Source organism: Pseudomonas sp. PDM26 (genome assembly GCF_019219185.1).
Lineage (GTDB): Bacteria > Pseudomonadota > Gammaproteobacteria > Pseudomonadales > Pseudomonadaceae > Aquipseudomonas.
The window spans coordinates 12,521-31,387 of the sequence record NZ_JAHUWC010000021.1; the positions used below are offsets into that span (position 1 = coordinate 12,521).

General features: G+C 62.3%; 12 protein-coding genes. 4 read left to right on the forward strand and 8 right to left on the reverse strand.

Annotation, left to right across the window (positions count from 1 at the left end; genetic code table 11):
- Positions 1–2: 2 nt before the first annotated feature.
- The 7 genes from KW849_RS29740 to KW849_RS29770 all read right to left on the reverse strand — a co-directional run bounded on the left by KW849_RS29740 (position 3) and on the right by KW849_RS29770 (position 10,621).
- Positions 3–3,242 (reverse strand): transporter substrate-binding domain-containing protein, encoded by a 3,240-nt coding sequence (locus tag KW849_RS29740; protein WP_218433403.1) that lies wholly within the window; start codon positions 3,240–3,242, stop codon positions 3–5.
- Positions 3,243–3,869 carry a response regulator transcription factor gene (locus tag KW849_RS29745; RefSeq protein ID WP_218433405.1) on the reverse strand — a complete coding sequence of 209 codons (627 nt, stop codon included), beginning with the start codon at positions 3,867–3,869 and terminating at the stop codon, positions 3,243–3,245.
- Between the two features lie 108 nt (positions 3,870–3,977).
- Positions 3,978–4,379 (reverse strand): chemotaxis protein CheY, encoded by a 402-nt coding sequence (locus KW849_RS29750; RefSeq protein ID WP_218433407.1) that lies wholly within the window; start codon positions 4,377–4,379, stop codon positions 3,978–3,980.
- A gap of 127 nt (positions 4,380–4,506) precedes the next feature.
- The gene (locus KW849_RS29755; RefSeq protein WP_218433409.1) at positions 4,507–5,223 is read right to left on the reverse strand and encodes an MgtC/SapB family protein; all 717 of its coding nucleotides are present in this window, start codon (positions 5,221–5,223) and stop codon (positions 4,507–4,509) included.
- Positions 5,224–5,403: 180 nt separating this feature from the next.
- Positions 5,404–8,118: a magnesium-translocating P-type ATPase gene (gene mgtA, locus KW849_RS29760; protein ID WP_218433418.1), complete on the reverse strand. Its 2,715-nt coding sequence runs from the start codon at positions 8,116–8,118 to the stop codon at positions 5,404–5,406.
- 549 nt (positions 8,119–8,667) lie between these two features.
- Positions 8,668–10,005, reverse strand: a complete 1,338-nt coding sequence (locus KW849_RS29765) for a lysine N(6)-hydroxylase/L-ornithine N(5)-oxygenase family protein (RefSeq protein WP_218433420.1) — start codon at positions 10,003–10,005, stop codon at positions 8,668–8,670.
- Between the two features lie 133 nt (positions 10,006–10,138).
- Positions 10,139–10,621 (reverse strand): sigma-70 family RNA polymerase sigma factor, encoded by a 483-nt coding sequence (locus KW849_RS29770; RefSeq protein ID WP_218433422.1) that lies wholly within the window; start codon positions 10,619–10,621, stop codon positions 10,139–10,141.
- Between the two features lie 385 nt (positions 10,622–11,006).
- Between KW849_RS29770 and KW849_RS29775 the strand changes: the two genes are divergently transcribed.
- From KW849_RS29775 to KW849_RS29785, 3 genes are read left to right on the forward strand one after another with little or no spacing between them, the layout of a single operon-like run.
- A complete protein-coding gene (locus KW849_RS29775) occupies positions 11,007–12,179 on the forward strand; it encodes an efflux RND transporter periplasmic adaptor subunit (RefSeq protein ID WP_218433424.1) in 1,173 nt (390 codons plus the stop codon).
- Entirely contained in the window at positions 12,180–14,153 is a 1,974-nt protein-coding gene (locus tag KW849_RS29780) for a MacB family efflux pump subunit (RefSeq protein WP_218433433.1), read from the forward strand.
- A gap of 7 nt (positions 14,154–14,160) precedes the next feature.
- Positions 14,161–15,555, forward strand: a complete 1,395-nt coding sequence (locus KW849_RS29785; RefSeq protein ID WP_218433435.1) for an efflux transporter outer membrane subunit — start codon at positions 14,161–14,163, stop codon at positions 15,553–15,555.
- A gap of 108 nt (positions 15,556–15,663) precedes the next feature.
- On the opposite strand, the gene KW849_RS29790 is transcribed toward KW849_RS29785, so the two are convergent.
- A complete protein-coding gene (locus KW849_RS29790; protein WP_218433437.1) occupies positions 15,664–17,274 on the reverse strand; it encodes a PvdJ/PvdD/PvdP-like protein in 1,611 nt (536 codons plus the stop codon).
- A gap of 241 nt (positions 17,275–17,515) precedes the next feature.
- Here KW849_RS29790 and pvdM point away from each other — a divergent pair, with 241 nt between their 5' ends.
- Positions 17,516–18,865, forward strand: a complete 1,350-nt coding sequence (pvdM, locus tag KW849_RS29795; RefSeq protein ID WP_218433448.1) for a pyoverdine-tailoring dipeptidase-like protein PvdM — start codon at positions 17,516–17,518, stop codon at positions 18,863–18,865.
- Positions 18,866–18,867: the final 2 nt, after the last annotated feature.

Consider the following 18,867-nt stretch of genomic DNA (forward strand, 5'->3'; position numbering starts at 1 on the left):
CCTCAATCCTGCTCGATACTCTGGTCCAGGCGGGCCATGGCTTGCTGCAACTGATCGACGGCATCGTCGATCAGTGCCGCGCGGCCGTCATTGCACGCCCGCTCCAGTTGTTCGCAACACTCGACCAGGCCAAGCGCTCGCACCATCAGCGCCCCGCCCTTGATCCGGTGTGCCAGCGTCTGCAGACCCGGGCGATTGCCGTTGGTGTGCAAGGCCAGCAAATGCACACGGTCCTCGCGGTTGGTCAGCGCCAGATCGTGCATCAGTTGATCGATCAACTCACGATCCGAATCCGCATAGCGTTCCAGCCCGCTCAAGTCGAACTCGGCGAAACCAGGGTCGACGATCGCCGCTTGGGGTGCACTGGAAAACCGCCGGGCCAGCCACGCCTGCAAGTCCACCAGGCGAATGGGTTTGAACAGGCAATCGTCCATCCCCGCCGCCTTGCACCGGTCCTTCTCCTCGGCCTGCGCATTGGCGGTAAAGCCCAGAATCAGCGTCGGCGACAGCCCCTGCACCCGCTCTTGCTCACGTATCGCGCCGGCCAGCTCGTAACCGCTGAGCACCGGCATGTTGCAGTCGGTGACGACCAGATCGAAACCGTGCCCTTGCCCGCGCCCACGCCACTGTTCAAGCCCCTGTGCCCCGTCTTCAGCCAGCACCACGCAATGGCCCAGATAGCTCAGCTGCCGCGAGAGCAACAGGCGATTGGCCGGATAATCGTCGACCACCAGAATCGACAACGCCCGGGTCGTGAGCTGCGCCGGATCCCGGGACACCCCCTCGGCGGGTAACGTTTGCAGCACGGGCAGCACCAGGCTGATGTCCACCCGCGTCCCGCGCCCGGGCTCACTGTCGAGCTGCAACTGGCCGCCCATCGTTTCGCACAGAGTACGACTGATCACCAGGCCCAGGCCGGAACCTTGCCGGGCAGTCTGCTGAGTGTTACCCGCTTGCACGAACGGGCTGAACAGGCGTTGCAGGTCGAAAGCGCTGATGCCGATGCCGCTGTCTTCGATCTGTACGCTGACGGCGAGATGCGCCGGGCCTTGAGGCTGCACCCGCAGTATCAGGCTCACCTCGCCTTCCCGGGTGAACTTGATCGCATTGCTCAGCAGATTGGACAGCACCTGTTTGAAGCGCGTGGGATCGAGCGTCACGTCACAGTCACTGCGCGCGTCGAGATCGACCCGCCACTGCAGATTCTTTTGCATCGCCAGCCCTTCGAAAACCCGGCAGACCGACGTCACCAGCGCGTGCAGATTGACCCGCTCCGGCGCCAACGACAAATGCCCGGATTCGATCCGCGCGACGTCCAGAATGTCGCCGATCAACTCCAGCAACTGCTGCCCGGCGTTGGACGCCACCTCGATGGCGGCGCGGTCGGTCACCCCTTCATCGGCGCGTTTGAGTGCCAGTTCGAGCATGCCGATCAAGGCGTTCATCGGCGTGCGGATTTCATGGCTCATGGTGGCCAGGAACGTGGTCTTGGCCCGGTTGGCGTCGTCGGCCGCGTCCTTGGCTTCCTGCAATTGCCCGAGCAATTGCTGACGCTGGCGAATCTGCCGCCGCTGCCAGACGATCCCGGCCAACGCCAGCAACAGCAAGACACCCGCCACCGCAAACGCCTGCACGATCGCTTGTCGGTGTCGCAGCCAGTAACTCTGCTCGACCATCGAGTCATAGCGCCAGGGTTGAGTCAGCTCGTCAATTTCCTCAGGGGGAATACTCAGTAATGCCTTGTCCAGAATCGAATGCAGTTCGGTGGCCTCGCGACTGGTTGCCAGGGTGCTTCGGGCGGGGTCGGTGCCCACGGTGCTGGTCACTTGCAGGCGATCGCGATACTGCCGGGAAATCAGGTAACGGGCGCTGATCAACGAGTTGATACCGCCATGGGCCTTGCCCTGGGCGACCATCTCCATGGCGTCCGTGGACAGTGGCGCATCCGCCAGCTGGATCAGCGGGTAATGCTGGCGAAGGTACTCGGCGGCAATGTTGCCCTGGGTCAGCGCCAGGGTTCTTCCCGCCATGTCATCCAGCGTCCTGGGGCTGTCCGCGTCCACGCTGGTCACCAGCACCGACGGGCTGCTCAGAAACGACCGGGTGAACCGCAACTCATCTTCACGCTGGGAACTGAGGCCGATACCGGCCAACACATCGATCTGGCCGCTCGTGATGCCCGTCATCATCTCGGCCACCGACTTCATGCCCTGGATGTCAAATTGCAACCCGGTGCGCAAAGTGATTTTCGCCAGCACATCGACGCCGATACCGCGAAACTTGCCTTCGCTGTCGACAAATGAAATCGGCGGGATATTTTCGTTGATTGCGACCTTCACGCGCGGGTGGCGTTCGAGCCAGTGCTGTTCGGCCACGCTCAATTGCAATGACTGGGTGCCGGGGATAGACGCCCCGTTGGCCCCCCAACGACGCAGGATGTTCATTTGTTTATTGGTGGTGACGACTGCCAGTGCCTTGTTGACGACACGCAATAGCGCAACGTTGTCGCGGGCCATCGCAAAGGCAAAACGCCCGGACTCCATGGGCGAGAAGTCCGTCAGTTGCACGTTGTTCAGGTAATTCTTGCTGATCAGATAATGGGCATTGATCGCATCACCGAGGTAGACATCGGCCTGGCCGAACGCCACGGCGCCCATGGCCGCCAGTGTCGAGGGAAACAGCTGGACCTGCGCTTTGGAATAGAACTGTTGCACGCTGTATTCGGGCAAGTAGTGATACAGCATCACCAGTCGCTTGCCGGCCAGTGTCGGGTCGAGCACCGGAGGGAAATCGGTGCGGGTGACCAGCACCGGTTGATCCACCGCGTAGGCGCTGGACATCTGTAGCTGCGGATCTTCGGCTTCGAATCGGTTGGCCGTTCCCAGCAGGTCGGCCCGCCCGTCCTTGATGGCCTGCACCGCGTCGGCCCGCGACGGATAACATTGAACCTCGATGACGACGTTCAACAATTGTTCGAGCAACCCGGCGTAATCAGCTGTTATGCCTTCGAACACCTTGCCTGCCGTGTTGAACTCGAAGGGGGGATAGTCGGGAGCCGAGACAGCCAGCACCAATCGGCCCTTTTGCTGCAACCAGCGCAACTCGGCTTCCGACCACCTGACGCTCAGGCCTTCGGCACTCGAGCGTCCCAACAGGGTCAACGACTCTTGTGCACAGACCGTCGATGCCCAGAGAAGAAGGCCAATCAGCACCCCGCCTGCCAGTCGTCGGAGAGTGTTCATTCAGATCAAATGATTGCGCAGGGCGAAATCCCTCAAGTGCACTGACGAGCTCACGTTGAGCTTGAGGGTGAGGCGGGTCTTGTAGGTACTGACGGTCTTGTAGCTCAGGTGCATGATCTCGGCGATTTCCAGGTTTTTCGAGCCCCGGGCCAGGTACTGCAAAATGGTCAGCTCACGATTGGAGAGCTTGTCGATCAACTGCGTTTCACTGCGTTGCAAATCCCCCATCGACACGGAACTCGAGGAGAGCTGGGCAAAATAGGTATAGCCGGCCATCACGCAATTCACCGCCGCCTTCAAGTCATCCAGGTCCTTGCTCTTGGAAACATAGGCAACGGCCCCGGCCCGCATGCAGCGGTCCTGATAGAACTGGGCCTCCAGCGAGGTGAACACCACCACGCGGCATCGCGTGTTTTCGGCCTTGATACGGTCCATCACCTCAAGCCCCGCCACACCCGGGAGGCCCAGATCAAGCAGCACGACATCCGGTTGATGCTCGCGGATCAACGACAAGACCTCATCACCACGGGAGGCCTCGTAAATCTGCTCGAACCCTTCACCCTTGAGTACGAGTTTGATCATGGAGCGAACCACCGGATGATCTTCCACAATCAGTGCTGACTTCATGACAACTCCCGTGCAAAACAACACGATCGGGCAAAAAATGCCCTCCAGGCACCGCAGCGATTGGGCACAACGCTGCGCATAGACTCTTGCATGGAAGGCTGGAAAGTACTACCTGACAGAAATGACAGTCCCGACGAACGGTAGCCGACAATCGACAGCGCTCATCAACTGCGTAATGGACGCCAGGTCCGGCAGAGCGGCCCGGCTCAACCGGACTTTGCCCGCGACTGGCGACAACGGCGCCTGCCGTTCATTGAAGATAAACCCGTGATGAACCTGCGGGTTGTCGTCAAGGAAACTGAACAGGTCCAGCGCTCCCATTACCATCGCCCCATTGACCAGCACCAGGTCCAGAGGCTCGCAACCGTACTCCACCAGTGCAAGGAGCTCGTCGAGGCTCTGCACCGGAGCCACCCGAAAATAGCCGAGCTGGTTGAACAGTCGCTCGATCCGCAGGCGGTTGAAGTGCTGCGCATCGGCGATCAGGATGCGCAAGGATTTGTTCGGCAAGGTGACCTCCAAAAGGATGTCGGTTTCAAGAGGTCGCAAAGACTACGGAAGACCTTCCTGGGTTTATGTAGGAATATTCCTAAATAAATGCCGGTTAATCTGACGCTTGCCCGGGAAACCTTGGCCGTTACTCCGTGGTACTCGGACTCCAGAACGCCTGCACCACCTGGCTCGACGTCGAAATCCGTGCCACCAGCGCATCCAGTTCATCACCATCGACCGAGGTGGTCGCCAGGGTGGCTTCGATTTCAATTTCATCCGTGCCGAAGGCATGCACATCGACATCGCTGGCCGGATAGTTGCTGCGCGCAAGCTCGGCCTCGAGCAGGGCCAGCACGGTTTTCTGCTGCGTACGCCGGGCAATGACATAGACGATGTTGGTGACCTCTGCCGAGATCACATCCATCGGCTGACGGTTGATGTTGTTGACGATCGGCCGCAGCAAGGTGTTGGCCGCGAGCACGAACAAGGTGCCAAGCAAGGCTTCGGCCAGCAGGTCGGCACCGGCGCAGGCACCGACTGCCGCCGAGGTCCAGAGCGTGGCGGCGGTATTGAGGCCGCGCACATTGCCCTCTTCGCGCATGATCACCCCGGCGCCGAGAAAGCCGATGCCGGAGACCACGTACGCCACGACCCGCACGGCGCCTTCGGCCCCGCCGAGCCGGTTGGCCATGTCGACGAAAATCGCCGCGCCCACCGCCACCAGCACGTTAGTGCGCAGGCCGGCGGTGCGTTGCCGGTACTGACGCTCGAAACCGATCAGGCCACCGAGGATAAAAGCCGCGCTGAGGCTGACCAGGGTGTCGAGCAGGGAGGTCAGGTTGAGGTTGTTGATGGCTTGCATATGAAAATCCTTGAAAAACACACAACCCTTGTGGCGAGGGAGCTTGCTCCCGCTGGGCAGCGAAGTGGCCCCAAAACCTGACAATACGGTACCTCCAGCAGACCTCGCTCGCCGGTTTTGCGACTGCTACGCAGTCGAGCGGGAGCAAGCTCCCTCGCCACAAAGCTCATACTGGCGGTGTTATTGCCAGCCAAACCGGCGAATGTAGAACCCCTTCACCGCCTGGGTCAGCGCCATGTACGCCAGCAGGATCACCGGCAGGAACACGAAGTACAGCGACGGCAGCGCCTGTAATTTGAAGTAATGCGCCAGCGGTCCCATCGGCAGGAAAATCCCCACAGCCATGATCAACCCGGTCATCACCAGCAAGGGCATGGCCGCGCGGCTTTGCAGGAACGGGATCTTCGGCGTGCGGATCATGTGCACGATCAGGGTCTGGGTCAGCAGCCCGACCACGAACCAGCCGGACTGGAACAGGGTCTGGTGATCCGGGGTGTTGGCATCGAACACGTACCACATCAAGGCGAACGTGGTGATGTCGAAGATCGAGCTGATCGGCCCGAAAAACAGCATGAAGCACCCGACATCCGCCGGCTGCCAGCGCTGTGGTTGCTTGAGCATTTCGTCATCGACGTTATCGAACGGGATGGCGATCTGCGAAATGTCATAGAGCAGGTTCTGCACCAGCAGGTGCATCGGCAGCATCGGCAGGAACGGGATGAACGCACTGGCCACCAGCACCGAGAACACGTTGCCGAAGTTCGAACTGGCGGTCATCTTGATGTACTTGAGCATGTTGGCGAAGGTCCTGCGACCTTCCAGCACGCCCTCCTCCAGCACCATCAGGCTCTTTTCCAGCAGGATGATGTCGGCCGCCTCCTTGGCGATGTCCACGGCGCTGTCCACGGAAATACCGATGTCGGCGGTGCGCAGGGCCGGGGCGTCGTTGATGCCGTCGCCCATGAAACCGACCACATGGCCGTTGCCCTTGAGTAGACGGACGATGCGTTCCTTGTGCGACGGGGTCAGCCTGGCGAAGACGTTGGTGGTCTCCACGGCTTTCGCCAGTTCGGCATCGCTCATGCGCTCGATGTCGTTGCCCATCAGCAGGCCTTGCTGTTCCAGGCCGACTTCGCGGCAGATCTTCGCCGTCACCAGTTCGTTGTCGCCGGTCAGCACTTTCACCGCCACGCCGTGGGCCGCCAGCGCCTTAAGAGCGGGCGCGGTGCTTTCCTTCGGTGGATCGAGGAACGCCACGTAGCCGATCAACGTCAGTGCCTGTTCATCGGCCAGGCTGTAGGTGTCGCGCCCTTCGGTCATCGGCCGCGCAGCAACCGCCACCACCCGCAGGCCTTCGGCGTTGAACATGGCCGTGACCTGACGAATTCGCGCCAGCAACTCTTCGCTCAAGGCTTCATCGACTTCGCCGTGACGCACCCGCGAGCAGACCGCCAGCACTTCTTCCACCGCGCCCTTGCAGATCAGCAGGTGCGGTTGATCGCGCTCGGCGACCACCACCGACATGCGCCGGCGGGTGAAGTCGAACGGGATCTCGTCGACCTTGCGAAATGCCGTGCCGACTTTCAGCTCCCGGTGGATTTCGACGTGTTCGAGCACCGCCACATCCAGCAGGTTTTTCAGGCCGGTCTGGTAGTAGCTGTTGAGGTAGGCCATTTCCAGCACGTCATCCGAGTCGTTGCCCCAGACATCGACGTTGCGCGCCAGGAAGATCTTGTCCTGGGTCAGGGTGCCGGTCTTGTCGGTGCACAGCACATCCATGGCGCCAAAGTTCTGGATGGCGTCGAGGCGTTTGACGATGACTTTTTTGCGCGACAGGAACACCGCGCCCTTGGCCAGGGTCGAGGTGACGATCATCGGCAGCATTTCCGGGGTGAGGCCCACGGCAATCGACAGCGCGAACAGCAGCGCTTCGGTCCAGTCGCCCTTGGTGAAACCGTTGATGAACAACACCAGTGGCGCCATCACGAACATGAAGCGGATCAGCAGCCAGCTGACTTTGTTGACCCCGGTCTGGAACGAAGTCGGCGCCCGGTCGGTTGCACCCACGCGCTGGGCCAGGGCACCGAAATAGGTGCTGTTGCCGGTGGTGAGGATCACCGCCAAGGCCGTGCCGGACACCACGTTGGTGCCCATGAACAGGATGTTGTCCAGGTCCAGGGGGTTGAGTGTGTCGCGGTCCTGCTGGCGGGGAAATTTCTCCACCGGCATCGATTCACCGGTCATGGCCGCCTGACTGACGAACAGGTCCTTGGCGCTGAGCACCCGGCAATCGGCGGGAATCATGTCACCGGCCGACAGCACGATCAGGTCGCCCGGCACCAGTTGCCTGATCGGCAGTTCGATGCGCTGTGCGCTGCGGTCCTCAAGGTCGCGGCGCATTACCGTGGCCGTGTTGCTGACCATGGCCTTGAGGGCATCGGCGGCCTGGTTGGATTTGGTTTCCTGCCAGAAACGCAGCAAGGTCGAGAGCACCACCATGGAGAAAATCACGATGGCGGCTTTCATGTCTTCGGTCAGCCAGGAGATGACCGCCAGCAACGTCAGCAGCAGGTTGAACGGATTCTTGTAGCAGTGCCACAGGTGCGTCCACCAGGGCAGCGGCTGTTCGTGCTCGACTTCATTGAGGCCGAATTGCTCGCGCAGGGCATCGGCTTCGAGTTCGCTCAAGCCGTCGGTGTGACTGCCCAGGGTGTTGAGCAATTGACCGGTGTCGCTGCCGGCGGCGGCCACCAGGGTTTGCGCCAGGGTGGGTGGGACTTCACGGCTGACCGTGGTGTCGGTGAAGGTTTCCAGCAACGCCAGGCGACGGAAGTGTCGGGCGATGTGGCGGTTACGCAGGAAGCCTGCGAAGAATTCCTTGAGGGTAAGTTTCATGGCTGGTGCCCCTTTGGTCAGCCGGGAAACCGTCGAGCAGGCAGGTCCACGCCGCTGCCGCCGGAACAACCGGCAAAGCAAGGCCTGGCGCGCCGGTCACGAATGACAGGCGTGTCGATAGAGCGGCGGCCACGACAAAAAGTCGAAACCACGCACTGTTCAGCGTCGATGAGAGGGACGTCGGGACATGGCCCGGACTGGCCATGATCAGGATGCCGCTGCTCGCTTGTCGGCGAGACAACGGCACAGGAGACTGCGCGTTATCTTGCCGAGAAAATGCCGGTTACCGGGACCGGCCGACAACTGTCACTCGAACAAGTACCCACTGTGGGTCTCCGTAATGGATGAAAACGCGCGAAGCTTACGCCCCGATGTTTGGCGAGTAAACCCGATACAAAAGCTTGCCGGGGGAATCTCGGAGATCTTCAGGAAGGGTTCAGGATTGGGGTCCTCAGCAAAAGATCGCAGCCTTCGGCAGCTCCTACGGGTGTACGCCATCCCAATGTAGGAGCTGCCGGAGGCTGCGATCTTTTGACGGTCAACTCGATATCAGCTCGCCGTCGCCAACAACAAATCCACCACCGACCGCCCATGCCCGCGATGCTTGCCATGCTCATACAGCGAGCCGGCAATCTCATCGGCACGAATCGGCAGGATCGACAGCAAGGTGTCGCTCAGCCCATGGCTCGCCTGGCAGAAGCCCTGCATGTAGAGGCCGGCCTTGCAGCGCTCATCGGTGATCAGTTTGTAGTGGCGATCGACCTCGAAATCACCCAGGTACTCTTCCAGCGGTGCCAGCAACTTGCGGTGCATCTGCCGCTCGTAACCGGTGGCCAGCACTACGGCGTCGTAGTGACGCACCGAGACTTCGCCGGTGGCGTTGTTGCGCAACACCAGTTCGATGCCCCGTTCGTTGGCGGTGGCCTTTGAGAGGGTGGTCAGAGTGTGGAACGCATGACGAGCGATGCCCGAGACTTTCTGCCGGTAGAAGATGCCGTAGATGCGCTCGATCAGATCGATGTCCACCACCGAGTAATTGGTGTTGTGGTACTCGTTCACCAGTCGTTCGCGCTCGCTGTCGGGTTGCAGGAACACCAGGTCGGTGAATTCCGGCGAGAACACTTCGTTGACGAAGGGGCTGTCGTCGGCCGGCTTGAGTGCCGAGCCGCGCAGGATCATGTCCACCTGCACCGATGGGAAGCTGTCGTTCAAGTCGATGAAGGCCTCCGCCGCGCTCTGCCCGCCACCGATGATCGCAATGCTCATCGGCCGGTTGTCCACGCACGGCTGCTTGGCCATCTGCGCCAGGTACTGGGAATGGTGGAACACCCGGCCGTCATCCTTGAGCGCCTTGAACACTTCGGGAATGCGCGGCGTGCCACCGGCGCTGACCACCACTGAACGGGTGGTGCGCACCTGCTGATGCCCGCTCGCATCGCGGGAGATCACCCGCAACGCTTCGACCTGATGGTTGTGCAGCACTGGCTCGATGGTCAGCACTTCTTCGCCGTAGCGGCTTTGCGCGGTGAATTGCCCGGCGACCCAGCGCAGGTAGTCGTTGTACTCCATGCGGCACGGATAGAAGGTGCCCAGGTTGATGAAGTCCACCAGGCGTCCGTGGGCCTTGAGGTAATTGACGAACGAGTAAGGGCTGGTCGGATTGCGCAGGGTCACCAGGTCCTTGAGGAAGGAAATCTGCAACTCGCTCTGGGTCACCAGGGTGTTGCCGTGCCAGCGGTAGTCGGCCTGCTTGTCGAGAAACAGCACATCCAGGTTGCCCTGGCTCGCCCCGCGCTCTTGCAGCGCGATGGCCAGTGCCAGGTTCGACGGGCCGAAGCCGACGCCGATCAGGTCGTGAACGAGGGGCGCTGCAATTGCCTGTGTCATGTCCAGTGTCCTCTGGATGTTCCCCTCAAACGCGGGGCATTGAACCTAAGTGACCTGACAGGCCTTGGGCCGCACAACAGGTCGTCTGTTGAGTAGGAACGAGGACCGTGAAAAAAAATTTAACCGTACAGGATCACTGGGCGTCCCACTGTCGCATCCGCACACGGCAATGCTTCATGGCATTGACAATGTGCTTCTCGACCATTGCCCGGGAAATGCCCAGTTGGTCGGCAATCTGCGGATGGGACAGGCCTTCGATCTTGCGTAACAGAAAGCTCTCGCGGCACAGCCGTGGCAACTCCGCCAAGGCCCGCTGGAGCATGTCCAGGCGCTGACCGTGATCGAGGACCTTGTGCGGCGACGGCGTGAAGTAGCGTTCCTCGCTGTCGAGCACGTCCAGCGGTTCGGCTCGACGCAGGGCGTTGCGGCGGTGGTCATCGATGACCAGGTTGAGGGCGGTGCGATAGAGGAATGCCCGGGGCTGCTCGATCGGCGCATCGCTGGTCCGTTCCAGCACGCGCAGATAAGCGTCATGCACCACATCTTCGGCCACCTGACGGTTGCCCAGCCTGGCGTTGAGGAAACACACCAGCTCGCGATAGTAGTTTTCCAACATGACTCCCGTCCGCACGGGGGTGCGGTTTCTGTCCTTGAGCCATTCCGGCGACCGCTGAATTACGCAGTAGCAAGATAGTGGCAATTTGAGTCGCGTAATTTATAGTAATTCTCATATAGATTTAAAGTACTGCATCAACTTGCCCGGTAATTTGTCTCGCCCCCTGTAGGAGCGAGCTCGCTCGCGATGGTCGCAAGGACGACGCGTTAAATCAGAAAGTACGCATCATCGTTCACGACCATCGCGAGCAAGCTCGCTCCTACAGTGGTTTGTGTCGTCGCCTAAATTACGTGCCCGGCTCATCGTTTACAGGACAGCTCCCCGTCTGCGCCCCGGTTTCCCCGTCGCTGAACGACGGGCCGTTTTCCCTAGGCCGGAACCCTGCATGAAACGTCCCCGACAGACCCGACGCGCCCTGCTTGCAGCACTTTGTCTGATCCCCGTGGTGGCCGTCGCCGCCTGGCAGTTCATTCCGCCGGGACGCGACGGGCTCGTCACCGTCCAGGTCAGCCGCGCCGACATTGAAAGCAGCGTCACGGCCTTGGGCACCCTGCAACCGCGGCGCTATGTCGACGTCGGCGCCCAGGCCTCCGGGCAGATCCACAAGATCCACGTGGAAGTCGGCGATCTGGTCAAGGAAGGCCAGCTGCTGGTGGAAATCGACCCGTCCACGCAACAGGCCAAACTCGACGCCGGGCGCTTTTCCATCGAAAACCTCAAGGCACAGCTGCAGGAACAGCGGGCGCAGCACGACCTGGCCCGGCAGAAATACCAGCGCCAACAGAACCTCGCCGCCGGCGGCGCCACCCGTGAAGAAGACGTGCAGACCGCCCAGGCCGAACTGCGCGCCACCCAGGCACGGGTCGACATGTTCCAGGCGCAGATCCGCCAGGCCGAAGCCAGCCTGCGCAGCGACCAGGCGGAGCTCGGCTACACGCGGATTTATGCACCGATGGCCGGCACCGTAGTGGCGCTGGATGCCCGGGTCGGCCAGACCCTCAACGCCCAGCAGCAAACGCCGCTGATCCTGCGCATCGCCAAACTGTCGCCGATGACCGTGTGGGCCGAGGTCTCGGAGGCCGACATCGGCCACGTCAAACCCGGCATGCACGCCTGGTTCACCACCCTGAGCGGCGGCACCCGGCGCTGGACCAGCACCGTGCGGCAAATCCTCCCCGTCCCGCCCAAGCCGCTGGACCAGACCAGCCAGGGCGGCGGCAGCCCCGCCAGCACCAGCAAAAGCGGGAGTGCCCGCGTGGTGCTGTACACCGTGCTGCTGGACGTCGACAACGCCGACAACGCACTGATGGCGGAAATGACCACCCAGGTGTTTTTCGTCGCCAATCAGGCGCAGAACGTGCTCACCGCGCCCATCGCCGCCCTGCAGGCCGGCCCGCAGACAGACCGACAGACCGCGCAAGTGGTCGCCAGCAATGGCAGCATCGAACAACGCAACGTGCGTACCGGCATCAGCGATCGCCTGCGGGTACAGATCCTCGAAGGCCTGCAAGAAGGCGATCACCTGTTGATCGGCCCGGTCGACGGGAGTGGCGGCTGAATGCACACGCCCCTGATCGACCTTTCGGACATCCGCAAAGCTTACGGTGGTGGCGACGCGCCTGAAGTCCACGTGCTGCGTGGCATCGACCTGTCGATCCATGCCGGGGAGTTCGTGGCGATTGTCGGCGCTTCCGGCTCCGGCAAGTCGACACTGATGAACATCCTCGGCTGCCTCGACCGCCCGACCTCGGGCGAATACCGCTTCGCCGGGGAAAACGTCGCCGCCCTGGACAGCGACGAACTGGCCTGGCTGCGCCGTGAAGCCTTCGGCTTTGTGTTCCAGGGCTACCACCTGATTCCATCCGGTTCGGCCCAGGAAAACGTCGAAATGCCGGCCATCTATGCCGGCACCCCGGCCGCCGAACGCCACGCCCGCGCCGCCGCCCTGCTCGACCGTCTCGGCCTGGCCTCGCGCACCGGCAACCGCCCCCATCAACTCTCCGGCGGACAACAGCAGCGGGTGTCGATTGCCCGCGCGTTGATGAATGGCGGCCACATCATCCTTGCCGACGAACCCACCGGCGCCCTCGACAGCCACAGCGGTGCCGAGGTCATGGCCCTGCTCGACGAACTGGCGAGCCAGGGCCACGTGGTGATCCTTATCACCCACGACCGCGAAGTGGCGGCCCGGGCCAAGCGCATCATCGAGATCCGCGACGGCCTGATCATCAGCGACAGCGCCCAGGGCAATCCCGCCGCGCAGAACTCGGCCAACCCCGGTGCCCTGCAAGCCGTCGATTTGCGCAAGCGCCTGAGCGAAGGCGCCGAAGCCACCGGCGCCTGGAAAGGCGAATTGGTCGATGCCGTGCACGCGGCGTGGCGGGTGATGTGGATCAACAAGTTCCGCACCGCGCTGACCCTGCTCGGCATCATCATCGGCGTGGCCTCGGTGGTAGTGATGCTCGCCGTCGGCGAAGGCAGCAAGCGCCAGGTGATGGCGCAGATGGGCGCGTTCGGTTCCAACATCATTTACCTCAGCGGCTCGGCGCCCAACCCGCGCACGCCCATGGGCATCGTCACCCTCGATGAGGTCGCGGCGATTGCCAGTTTGCCCCAGGTGATGCGGATCATGCCGGTCAACGGCCAGGAGGCCGGGGTGCGCTTTGGCAACCTCGATCACTTGAGCTACGTCGGCGGCAACGACACCAACTTCCCGGCGATTTTCAACTGGCCGGTGGTCGAAGGCAGCTACTTCACCCACGCCGATGAGCAGAACGCCGCGGCGGTCGCGGTGATCGGGCACAAGGTGCGGACCAAGCTGCTCAAGGACGTGGCCAACCCGATCGGCCAGTACATACTGATTGAAAACGTCCCCTTCCAAGTGGTCGGCGTGCTCGCGGAAAAAGGCGCCAGCTCGGGCGATTCCGACAGCGACGACCGCATCGCCATCCCCTACTCCGCCGCGAGTGTGCGCCTGTTCGGCAGCCACAATCCCGAGTACATCGCCATCGCCGCCGCCGACGCGCGCAAGGTCAAGGAAACCGAAAAAGCCATCGAGCAACTGATGCTGCGCCTGCACGACGGCAAGCATGATTTCGAGCTGACCAACAACGCGGCGATGATTCAGGCCGAGGCGCGCACGCAAAACACCCTGTCGCTGATGCTCGGCTCGATTGCAGCGATTTCGCTGCTGGTGGGTGGGATCGGCGTGATGAACATCATGCTCATGACCGTGCGCGAGCGTACTCGCGAGATCGGTATCCGCATGGCCACCGGTGCCCGCCAGCGCGACATCCTGCGCCAGTTCCTCACCGAAGCGGTGATGCTCTCGGTGGTGGGCGGCCTCACCGGGATCGCCCTGGCGCTGATCGTCGGCGGCGTGCTGATTTTCAGCGAAGTCGCTGTCGCGTTCTCCCTGATAGCGGTGCTGGGCGCCTTCGGCTGCGCCCTGGTCACCGGTGTCGTTTTCGGCTACATGCCGGCCCGCAAGGCTGCCCGACTCGACCCGGTCACGGCCCTTACCAGTGAATGATCGATTGATGAAGCCGCCACTCAGTGTGTTGACCCTGTGCCTGTTGCTCAGCGCCTGCGGCAGCCCGACACAGCGCCCCGACAGCGACATCCAGCCGCCCGCCGCCTGGCAATCGCCGCACACCGCCGGCGTCACTTATGACAACCAACAATGGTGGAACCGCTTCGGCAGCCCGCAACTGGGTCGCCTGATCGAACAGGCGCGGCTCGGCAGTTACGACCTGGCCGCGGCCATCGCCAGAGTGCGCCAGGCTCAGGCCGATACGGTGATTGCCGGCGGCTCGCAATTGCCCGAGGTCAAGGCTGGATTCAATGCCAATCGCCAGAAGTTGCTGCGCGGCAGCGGCTACAGTCAGCTCGATGCCGACAGCGATAACGACGCCGTCGACTATTTCACGGCGAACCTGACTGCCAGCTACGAAATCGATTTCTGGGGTGGCCAACGGGCTGGCCGCGACAGTGCGCAATTCAGACTGAAAGCCAGCGAGTTCGATCAGGCCACCGTGGAGCTGACCTTGCTCAGCGGCGTGGCCAACGGCTACGCGCAAGCCTTGTCGTTACAGGAACAAAGCCGCATCGCCGAATTGAATCTGGCCAATGCCCAAAGCGTGTTGAAGCTGGTGCAGACCCGTTTCGATTCGGGCTCGGCCACGGCCCTGGAACTGGCGCAGCAAAAAAGCCTGGTGGCGGCGCAGCATCGCCAGCTGCCGCTGGTGCAGCAACAGGCCGAGGATGCGCGAATCAGCCTCGCCGCCCTGCTCGGCCGCCCGGTTCAGGCGCTGTCGTTGGGCCAGGAACGCTTCGATCAACTGACCTGGCCTGCGATCGACGCCGGAGTGCCCAGCCTGCTGCTCAGTCGTCGCCCGGACATTGCCCGGGCCGAGGCGCAACTGGCCGCCGCCCAGGCCGACGTCACCGTCGCCCGGGCCGCGATGCTACCGACCGTGACCCTCACCGCCGAACTCGGCTCCGGAGCCGACCGGGCTGACGATATGCTGCGCAGCCCCTTCTACAACCTCACCGCCGGCCTGCTCGCGCCGGTGTTCAACACCGGTCGCCTCGGTGCCCAGCGCGACAAGGCCACGGCGCGCCAGCAAGAACTGCTGGAGACCTATCGCGGTGCGATCATCAATGGCTTCGCCGACGTCGAAAAAGCCCTCAACAGCATTCACGGACTGGATGAGCAACGCGGGTGGCAGAGTGAAGAACTGAGCCAGGCGCAAACCGCTTTCAACATCGCGCAAAGCCGTTATCAGGCCGGGGCCGAGGACTTGCTGACGGTACTCGAAACCCAGCGCACGCTGTATGCGGCGCAAGATTTGAACGTGCAACTGCGGCTGTCGCGGATGCAAGCGAGTATTGCCCTGTACAAGGCGCTTGGGGGTGGGTGGCAGACGCGCTGAAGATCAAAAGATCGCAGCCTTCGGCAGCTCCTACAAAGGCGATGTCTACCGCACATTTGCGCACGACACATAACCTGTAGGAGCTGCCGCAGGCTGCGATCTTTGGCTTTATGCCTTGGCCTTCAGATTGCGCGCATACCACGGCCGCTGCGGCACTTTGCGGAACAGATCCTTCAGCTTCCTCTCGTCCTCGCCAAAGGTGATGCGCAGCGCCAGCTTCATGGTTTCCGGGTCCATTTCCACCGACTTGCCCACCTGCAACCCCGGCGTGGTGCTGCAGCCATGGGTGCTCGGGCCAAGCCACGGATCATCGATCTCGACCCAGCGTCCCGGCGCGAACCATTGCACGCCGTTGACCTGCAGCCGACTGACCTGCCCTGGATGAAAACGCTCGTGGGCGCGGAACCAGTCTTCCAGGCGATCGTCGATCCATCCGTGGAAATGCCAGAACACCGGGCTCACATGAGAAGAAAACGGGTCGCCGAGAAAATCGTTTTCCGCTGCAAACCAGCGCGCGGAAAAGTCCGCCGGATCCCGGGCGAATGGCACCGGCTGACCATTGGCCGGATCACGCGGCACCGAGGCCCAGCGCATGTGCAGCCAGTCGTGCAGCCCCAGTTCAACCTCAGAGCCAAACTGGCCGAGGGTCAGCGTCGACAGGTAACGCGGGTCGCGGTAGCGGGATTCCCAGACCTGGAAATTGCTGTGATACGTCTCGCCGGTCTTGATGTCGCTGACCCATTGCGTGTACTCGTCATCGTCCTCGGCCAGCCAGGTGGGCGGCAAAGCGGTGCCGTCGTGGTTGTCGAAGTAACGCGCAAAGCCGGGCCGGTCCCGCGCCAGCTCCGGCTGCGGCAACGGGAAGTGCGTCCAGGACGGCAGGTGCTGCATCGAGCGCGCCGTGCCGAGCATGTGCCGGTGCATGAAGAAAAAATCCACGCCCGAACCATTGCGATCCTTGCGCTCACCACGGGCATCGCGCTCCTGGTCCCGCGGGCCGGGCTGCCAGCCGAGCCCGCGCAAGGCGCCGCGCTGGTCTTCGGACAGCTTGTGCCACTTGTCCCGGGAGGCATGCCAGAGCTGGTGGAACAGCCGATGTTCCGGGGACACCAGCCAGGCGAGCAGGGTCGGATTCAGGCCGGTGCGTTCCCGTGCTTCAGGGAATACCCGTTTGACGGCAATGAATCGATTGTCCTGCGCCGTGAGCATCAGTGGACGATTCAGGTCCAGCACCCGCCCACTGAGACTGCCGCTGCCGGCGTTGCCGAAACCGGCCCAGACCTCGTCCAGGGTCATGTCGAATTCGTAATCGCAACAGCCGCTGGCACCCAGCAGTCGCCAACCCAACTGCTTCGGGTTGGCTCCGGACAGATCGCCGAGCACCCGGTAGCGGGGCTCTTCGGCAGAGCGCAATCGCTCGCCGGTGTCGAGAAAACCCACGACGCCACGCCCCTTGTGGCCAATGTCGAGAAACACTTCCAGGCCTTCGAGCGGCAAGCCTTCGATACCGGCGTCACGACCTTCGAAACGAATCTGCCAGACCCCGCGCAAGGTATCTGCCAAACGTTGGCCAGCAACATCCGCCACCTCGAACGAGGCTTCGCCGGGGGTGATCGTCGGGTCCGCTTTCGTCAGTTCGCGATGCCCGTAATACGCCGCCGGCACGGCGGCACCGGTCAGCGCCAGACCCGCGAGGAACCATCGTCGAGAAATCGTCATTGCCCTACCTGTGTCAGCCATGGAGCAGGCTTTATCCAAGCTAGAACGTTTGTTGCACCGCAGAATTTAAGAGCTTCGCTGGCAAGCCAGCTCCTACAGGATTGCGTGATCCCCTGTAGGAGCTGGCTTGCCAGCGAAGAGGCCGGTACAGACACTAAATTCCTTAAGCGGCCACTCGTTCCCCCCAGATAGCAAAGGCCCCTGCGCCTGATCCGGGGCGGCGAACCTGACTGAGACGGCAATGACAAAACCACGTTCGAAAAAGGCTCTGTTCATCGGCCTGCCGCTGGCCCTGGCAATCAGTGCCGGTGCCGGCTTCGCGGCCTGGGATTACGGGTTCAGGGACAACCCCGGCTACCCGGTCAAGGTGATGAAACAGGCCGATCAACTGCAGGAGCGCATCCTCTCGTTCGACAGCCACATCACCGTGCCCATGGACTTCGGCACTGCCGGCAACGAAGCCGACAAGGACGGCGAAGGCCAGTTCGACCTGGTCAAGACCGGGCGCGGGCGCCTGTCCGGTGCAGCCCTGACGATCTTCGGCTGGCCGGAAATCTGGAACGGCCCCAATGCGCCCCATCGCCCTACCGCTGGTTTTGTCGACGAGGCCCGCCTTGAGCAGGAAACCCGCTACAAGATCATCACCGCCATGGTCCGCGACTTCCCCAACCAGGTGGCCATTGCCTACACCCCCGACGACTTCCGCCGCCTGCACGGCGAAGGCAGGTTCGCGGTGTTCATCAGCATGCTCAACGCCTACCCGCTGGGCAATGACCTCAACGCCCTGGACAAGTGGGCCGCGCGCGGCATGCGCATGTTCGGCTTCAGCTATGTCGGCAACAACGCCTGGGCCGATTCGTCGCGGCCGCTGCCGTTTTTCAACGATTCCCGGGATGCCCTGGGCGGGCTGTCGGACATCGGCAAGCAAGCGGTGCAGCGCCTCAACGACCTGGGCGTGATCATCGATGTGTCACAGATGTCGACCAAGGCCCTGGAGCAGGTCGCGCAATTGAGCCGCACGCCAATGGTGGCGTCTCACTCGGCACCGCGGGCGCTGGTGGACATCCCGCGTAACCTCAGCGACACGGAAATGCAGTTGATCAAGAACAGCGGCGGCGTGGTACAGATTGTCGGTTTCCCGACTTACATCCGCCCGCTGAGCCAGGCCACCCAGGACAAACTCAACGCCCTGCGCGCGCGCTTCGACCTGCAACCGCTGCAAGGCCTGGAAATGGCGTTGATGCCGGGCGATCCGGTGATCACCGTCTGGCCCGAACAGCGTTTCGGCGAATACGCCAGCCAGCTCTATTCGATCCTCGACGAAGAACCCAAGGCCAGTCTCAAGGACTACGGCGATGCGATCGATTACGCCGTGAAGAAAATCGGCATCGATCACGTCGGCATCAGTTCCGACTTCAACGACGGCGGCGGCCTCGACGGCTGGAAAGACGTCAGCGAAGCCCGCAACGTGACCGCCGAACTGATCAGCCGCGGCTACAGTGAAGCCGACATCGCCAAGCTCTGGGGCGGCAACTTCCTGCGGGTCTGGGACCAGGTGCAGAAGTCCTCCCGGCCTGTGGTCCAGAACTGATT

Bases quoted from the DNA above. Each gene is read 5' to 3' on its own strand.
- KW849_RS29775 (WP_218433424.1), top strand. From the start codon at position 11,007: ATGAAACGTCCCCGACAGACCCGACGCGCCCTGCTTGCAGCACTTTGT.
- mgtA (WP_218433418.1), bottom strand. From the start codon at position 8,118: ATGAAACTTACCCTCAAGGAATTCTTCGCAGGCTTCCTGCGTAACCGC.
- pvdM (WP_218433448.1), top strand. From the start codon at position 17,516: ATGACAAAACCACGTTCGAAAAAGGCTCTGTTCATCGGCCTGCCGCTG.
- KW849_RS29770 (WP_218433422.1), bottom strand. From the start codon at position 10,621: ATGTTGGAAAACTACTATCGCGAGCTGGTGTGTTTCCTCAACGCCAGG.
- KW849_RS29740 (WP_218433403.1), bottom strand. From the start codon at position 3,242: ATGAACACTCTCCGACGACTGGCAGGCGGGGTGCTGATTGGCCTTCTT.
- KW849_RS29745 (WP_218433405.1), bottom strand. From the start codon at position 3,869: ATGAAGTCAGCACTGATTGTGGAAGATCATCCGGTGGTTCGCTCCATG.
- KW849_RS29780 (WP_218433433.1), top strand. From the start codon at position 12,180: ATGCACACGCCCCTGATCGACCTTTCGGACATCCGCAAAGCTTACGGT.
- KW849_RS29790 (WP_218433437.1), bottom strand. From the start codon at position 17,274: ATGACGATTTCTCGACGATGGTTCCTCGCGGGTCTGGCGCTGACCGGT.
- KW849_RS29785 (WP_218433435.1), top strand. From the start codon at position 14,161: ATGAAGCCGCCACTCAGTGTGTTGACCCTGTGCCTGTTGCTCAGCGCC.
- KW849_RS29765 (WP_218433420.1), bottom strand. From the start codon at position 10,005: ATGACACAGGCAATTGCAGCGCCCCTCGTTCACGACCTGATCGGCGTC.
- KW849_RS29755 (WP_218433409.1), bottom strand. From the start codon at position 5,223: ATGCAAGCCATCAACAACCTCAACCTGACCTCCCTGCTCGACACCCTG.